This is a genomic window from Lutibacter sp., from assembly GCF_041555395.1.
In the GTDB taxonomy this organism is placed as follows: domain Bacteria; phylum Bacteroidota; class Bacteroidia; order Flavobacteriales; family Flavobacteriaceae; genus Lutibacter.
In genome coordinates, this window is the sequence record NZ_JBFFKM010000015.1 from 46,170 (window position 1) to 52,364 (window position 6,195).

Here is a 6,195-nt window from a genome sequence, read left to right on the forward strand (position 1 = left end):
GGGAATTGCAATTTTTTCTTTAATATTTCCTAATTACAGTTTACATATAGCCCTCAAAAGGCACATCATCATTAAATTTTTCCGATGGACTTTGAAATTTGTTAAATTTAATTCCCTCTTTAAAAATAGCTGCCTTATTGCTTTTTCCCTCAATAATAACGGTTAATGGTTCTTCAAAACGCACGTGCCTTAAATACTCATCTTCATAAATCGCTTTTTGTTTGTTTAAATAGTCCAAATCAAAAAATCCGTCATCCATAAAAGGATTTATGGTTAAATAGCCCACTTTAAACGATGTTAAATTCTGAAAAAAGTGTGTTCCCTGGCTAGGATCAATTCTAAAATTATTAAGACCGGCTTCAATAATTATTTTTGCTGATGCTATTTGTGGCCAAATTACAGGAATTCCTAACCATGGATCGCTTGAACCCCATCTGCCGGGCCCAACTAAAATATAGTTTTTATCCAATGCGGTAAATTTTTTATTAATTTGTTCAACTGCCAATGCTATTTTCCTTGTATTTGCGGAGTTAAAAGTTTCGGGTTTAATATAAATTAAATCTTGAAGAAGCTCATAATTACCGTTACCCAATGCTGATTCGGAATAAATTACGGTGTCTTCAACATTAAAATTCTCGGGAAGTGTGCTCAGGGTTTCAATGCTTTCTACAATAGGTCTAATTTGCAAAAAACTAAATTCTTTTGGATGTCCTTTTGGCACATCCAAATTAATGGCAAACTCCATTTCAATGGGATTACGCATTTCACGCTGTCCAATACGCAGTAAATCCCGTAAAATTTCCGGTAAGGGAAAGGTATTGTATTTTAATATATTATCGAAAGTAATTACACGAATACCATCGTGCAAAACTCCCGGTTTAATAATATTATTTTGTAAATCATAGGTGGAAGCAACAAATTTTAAAGAACCATGCTTTTCAGCATTTCTAATGGAAATTTTCTTTTTATTAATGGCTTCGCTTGTTGAGGCAACATAACTGTCCGGATTCATATCTAAACCGTAAAAATATTGCTGTGTATCGCGTTGGGTAGATCCCGGTGATGAAAGTTGCAGCACTTTTTTTGGATGGTAAGGCGAAAATCTTAACGTATTTCCTCCTCCAACAATCATTTCGCCTAAACCAAGCGCTATATTTGCGGTACCTTCATTGGCTAATTCCTGTTCAATAGGATAAAAATTTATAGAACGGGCTACTCCGGAAATGTTCGGATAATAAACGTCATCATATTGTTTACCTGTGACCTCTTGTAAAATAACGGCCATTTTATCTTCTTCAACAGTATGGTAAGTTGCTTTTAAATACATTTTACTGTTTTGAAAAAATGCAGATGCCATTACCGATTTAATTGCGCTGGCAACCATGTCCGCCATTCTTTCTTTGTCTGTATTTGGGATCATATAAGTAGAAAAAACACCCGCAAATGGCTGATAGTGGGAATCTTCCAAAACACTGGAAGAGCGCACTGCAATTGGTGATTTTGTTACGTTTAAAAAAACACGAATATCTTCCAAAACCCATTTTGGTAATGGTTTTGATATAAATTTATTTAAAATTTCTTCATCATCATTGCAGTTGGCCACAAACCCGATAAGGTCATGTTTTTCCATAAACTCATCAAATACTTCTGTACTTAATACTACCGTTCGGGGTATAGAAATGTTAACATCTTTATACTTGTTGAACAATTTATGTCGTTTCAAAAAGGAATCTATAAATGCCAACCCTCGCCCTTTTCCGCCTAAAGATCCTTCTCCAATCCTTGCAAATCCTAAATATTCATCATAGGTGTTTTTGCTGAATTTTGAAATAACACCTCTTGATCTGTATACTCGATAAGCTCTAATAGCTTTAATTAAAAATTCTCTGATTTCCTCCGGATTTTCAAAGTCTTCATATTCAACCTTACTAAATAAGTTAGCCAAAGGAAAAAGCGCCCTCGATTTTAACCATTTTGAGTATTCACTCCTTTTGGCATGATAAACTATCGCGTCTGAGGTTACCATATTTAATGCTTTTTGAAAACTGTTTAAATCTTCAACAGTTGCCAAAATTTTCATTTGAATGGGGTCCCAAAACTCAAAAGCCCCGAAAGAAAAATATTTAGTGATGTAATTTTTTATTTCCTTTCCTAATGTTTCAGAGTGCTTATATAAAAATTTTCCTTTTAGTTCTAAGGCCCGTTTTTCATTATATTGATCCGAAGATTGCACTAAGAATGGAAAATAGCGTTCCAAACTTCTTACATATTTTAAAAATTCGAACCCGGCATTAGGATCGCGTTTTCCCCCTTTAAAATAACTGACATCTGAAATAATTCCTAAAAGATTGTGCTTATACTTTTCAAAAAGAGATAAACCTTCTTCATAGTTTGTTGCCAGCAATATTTTTGGTCGACCACGCATAAGCATCATTGCCCTGTGCTCATTTAAGCCTTCAGACATAAATGAGTGCGTTTGCTTTAAAATGATTTTATACATAATGGGCAAATACCTCGAATAAAATTTCAAGGAATCTTCCACAAGCAAAATGGCTTTAACCCCAATTTGATTGATGTCCTTTTCGGCATTCATGCTGTCTTCGGTAAGTTTAATAATCGCCAAGAAAATGTCAACATTTCCATTCCAATGAAAAACAAAGTCGATAATTCCCGTATTTTCGCTCAGCACTTTTTTTCTTAATTCAGAAGAATAATGGCTCAATGCGGCAATTGGTATGGCTGGAAAAGCCTCTTTTATCAATTTTGAAGTTTCAAAAGCCTTATAGTTGCCAATATCCAACCAAGTCATAACTAAGTCTATTTTATCTGAATTCAGAATGCCAATAGCTCTTTTGGCGGAGTTGGCATGAAGAAAACTTGGAGGATATCTTAAATTCAGCGCCATATATTCATTAAAAATACGCTCATCAATCCTGCCGTCTTCTTCCAACATATAAAAATCATAATTAGAGCAAACAATAAGTACTTTGTTAATTCTGTTTTGCATCAGTTGGTTAAACGCAACCTCTTCAAACTCATAATTTTTTAGATCTGGCAGTGGATTTCTGTTCATTTTTAATGGCATCTATTTACAAATGCAAGATATCATTTTAAGAGTGAATTTTTATGTTTTTATAAAGATTAATTAGATTTTCAAAATACTGTTGATTGTTCTATCTAAATTTTTTAAGATATAAACTAAATTAGTTTAATTACTTCCCAATTAATTATTTAAGATTTGTTCAACCTATTTTTATTCAACAATGATGTTTTTTAAATTTTACTTAAAAAATCTTCAATACACAACCCTGTTCTTAATTATTTTATAAACATAAAATTATGTAAATTTGCATCCTAATTTTCTATAAAATGTTAGATAAAGTAAAAGAACTGATTGGCGAAGTATTGGCCTTTAACACTACTTCCAAAGATGAAATTGAATCTTTCAGAATTAAATTTTTGGGCAAAAAAGGATTGCTTAACGATTTATTTGTTGAATTTAAAAACGTAGCTCCAGCTGAAAGAAAAGATTTTGGACAAGCTTTAAATACGTTAAAAGACGCTGCACAAGATAAAGTTAACCAGTTAAAAGAAGCTATAGAAAATTCAAGTGAACAAAAAGGGATTTATGGCGATTTAACGCGCCCGGCCGAACCAATTGAATTGGGTTCTCGCCATCCAATATCTTTGGTAAGAAACAAAATTATCGAAGTATTTTCACGCATTGGTTTTACCGTTTCTGAAGGTCCGGAAATTGAAGACGACTGGCATAATTTTACGGCACTAAACTTACCGGAATATCATCCGGCACGTGATATGCAGGATACCTTTTTTATTGAAAAAAATCCAGATCTTTTATTGCGTACGCATACCTCATCGGTACAAGTGCGCTATATGGAAAATCATAAACCGCCCATTCGCACAATTTCTCCGGGACGTGTTTTTAGAAATGAAGACATTTCGGCACGTGCACATTGCATTTTTCATCAGGTGGAAGGATTGTATATTGATACCGATGTTTCTTTTGCTGATTTAAAACAAACTTTGTTGTATTTCACTAAGGAAATGTTTGGGAAATCAAAAATACGCCTAAGGCCTTCTTATTTTCCATTTACAGAACCAAGCGCGGAAGTTGATATTTATTGGGGACTGGAAACTGAAACTGATTATAAAATCACCAAGGGCACAGGCTGGCTGGAAATTATGGGTTGTGGAATGGTAGATCCAAATGTGCTAAAAAACGCTAATATTGATCCTGAAATCTATTCAGGCTATGCTTTTGGAATGGGAATTGAACGTATTGCGATGTTGTTGTACCAAATTCCTGATATCAGAATGTTTTATGAAAATGACGTTCGGTTTTTAGAACAGTTTAAATCGGTTTATTAAACTTAAATATATTAAATATTAGAAGTTTGATATTGGAAGTTCGATATTAGACGTTCGGTATTGGAAGTTAAAATATCGAAAGTTTGAAATATAACTAATTTCTAAATACCTGATAACAAGTACCTGATACCCGATATCAATAAAAAAAAATGAAAAAAGACATCCAAATTCCTGAAGTTACCGATGTATTTATGGCAATTGTCAAGGAATATAACGAGGTTTTTCAATGCGAAGATTGGAATGCCTATATAATTAACAATAAAGATACAGTCCTTGAAATGGTATTGATTGTTTCAAAAGGTTATGATGAGGACCAACTAAAGGAAACTTCCTTATTGCGCCATAAAATTGAAAAACTTCCTGCAAAATCCTTTGCAAAAGTTGAATTGTTAGAGGAATCTGTTTTGAAATTGTCCAATTTTTTTAACGTCACTTTTTTTGAGGGAAATGCGATGTTCGAAAAAAAGTACCTGTTTAATAAAGGAACCATAAAAGAAGGTGCATTGAGAATGATTCCCTTGTTAAACAAAAAAGGTATTTTAGTGAAATAATTAAGTTGCTTTTTTATGAAATTTTTGATTTTTATCTTCTCATTTTGTTGTTTTTCAATAGTTTTTGCCCAAAATATTCCTATGTACGTTGGTACCTATACGGATACAGATAGTGAAGGAATATATCGTTACGATTTTAACCTTAAAACCGGTGAACTCACCAATAAAAAATTAGCTGTTAAAGCTGTAAATCCGTCATTCATAACCTTTTCAACCGACAAAAAATTTATGTATTCTGTTGGTGAAATCGATGATTTCGAGGGTGCTAAAAGTGGCTTTTTGAATGCTTATTCCGTTTCAAAAGACGGAACGCTTACGTTTATTAATAAAGTGAGCAGTAACGGTGCACATCCTTGCCATATTCAATTGAACAGTGACAATTCCAAAGTTGCTGTTTCCAATTATACAGGCGGAACTGTTTCTATTCATTCTGTATTAAAAAACGGTGGAATTTCTCAGGCAGTACAAGTCATAAACCATAACAAAGGAGCGCAGCAATCGCATACGCATTCAGCCCAGTTTTTTAAAAATAACCTTTTTATTGCTGATCTTGGCCTCAGCAGTTTTTCTCAATATCAATGGAACAATACAGATAATAAATATCAATTAAAAGTCAATTATGAAGTTGAAAATAACACAGGTCCGCGCCATTTTGAAATTTCACAAAAAGGAAAATTTATTTATGTAATCAATGAATTGAATTCCACAATTTCTGTATTGAAGAAGAAAAAAGAAAGTTATGCTTTTATTCAAAACATCAGCACATTAGCTGATGGATTTGATGGCAAAAGTTTTTGTGCCGATATTCATTTGTCTAAAGGTGGTCAGTTTTTATACGTATCTAACAGGGGGGAAAACAGCATTGTGGTGTTTAAGCTCAATAAAACAAGTGGTGAACTTAAAAAATTACAAACCACAAGCACTTCTGGAGACTGGCCGCGAAATTTTACACTGACTCCAAATGGCAATTATTTGTTAGTTGCCAATCAAAGAAGTAAAAATATAAGTGTTTTTGGTGTTGACAAAAAAACAGGGAATTTAACTTTTTTACACAGTGTAGATTCACCAACGCCGGCTTGCCTGTTATTTTAATTCAAAATAATATATATTATCAGTATTATCATACCTGAAAGTGTTTATAAAACCGCTCTTTTCTGTTTTAAACACAACACCTAAGTCATCAAAATCTGAATTAAATATTGTTTGTTTTTCCGGTAATAGCCATCTTCCTTCTATCCTGACTATTTTATAAATA

General features: G+C 33.1%; 4 protein-coding genes. 3 read left to right on the forward strand and 1 reads right to left on the reverse strand.

All coding sequences use genetic code 11. The features are described 5' to 3' along the window. Window positions 1–40: 40 nt before the first annotated feature. Window positions 41–3,073 carry a PEP/pyruvate-binding domain-containing protein gene (locus ABY285_RS05280; RefSeq protein WP_372767769.1) on the reverse strand — a complete coding sequence of 1,011 codons (3,033 nt, stop codon included), beginning with the start codon at window positions 3,071–3,073 and terminating at the stop codon, window positions 41–43. Between the two features lie 296 nt (window positions 3,074–3,369). Here ABY285_RS05280 and pheS point away from each other — a divergent pair, with 296 nt between their 5' ends. From pheS to ABY285_RS05295, 3 genes are all read left to right on the forward strand, one after another. Further along, window positions 3,370–4,389 carry a phenylalanine--tRNA ligase subunit alpha gene (gene pheS, locus ABY285_RS05285; protein WP_372767771.1) on the forward strand — a complete coding sequence of 340 codons (1,020 nt, stop codon included), beginning with the start codon at window positions 3,370–3,372 and terminating at the stop codon, window positions 4,387–4,389. A 149-nt stretch (window positions 4,390–4,538) separates the two neighbouring features. Further along, window positions 4,539–4,940 carry a hypothetical protein gene (locus tag ABY285_RS05290; protein WP_372767773.1) on the forward strand — a complete coding sequence of 134 codons (402 nt, stop codon included), beginning with the start codon at window positions 4,539–4,541 and terminating at the stop codon, window positions 4,938–4,940. A gap of 15 nt (window positions 4,941–4,955) precedes the next feature. After that, window positions 4,956–6,032, forward strand: coding sequence for a lactonase family protein (locus ABY285_RS05295; protein ID WP_372767775.1), 1,077 nt, complete (start codon window positions 4,956–4,958; stop codon window positions 6,030–6,032). Window positions 6,033–6,195 lie beyond the last annotated feature (163 nt).

Coding starts and splice junctions, on each gene's coding strand:
- ABY285_RS05280 (WP_372767769.1), bottom strand. CDS start 3,073: ATGAACAGAAATCCACTGCCAGATCTAAAAAATTATGAGTTTGAAGAG.
- ABY285_RS05290 (WP_372767773.1), top strand. CDS start 4,539: ATGAAAAAAGACATCCAAATTCCTGAAGTTACCGATGTATTTATGGCA.
- ABY285_RS05295 (WP_372767775.1), top strand. CDS start 4,956: ATGAAATTTTTGATTTTTATCTTCTCATTTTGTTGTTTTTCAATAGTT.
- pheS (WP_372767771.1), top strand. CDS start 3,370: ATGTTAGATAAAGTAAAAGAACTGATTGGCGAAGTATTGGCCTTTAAC.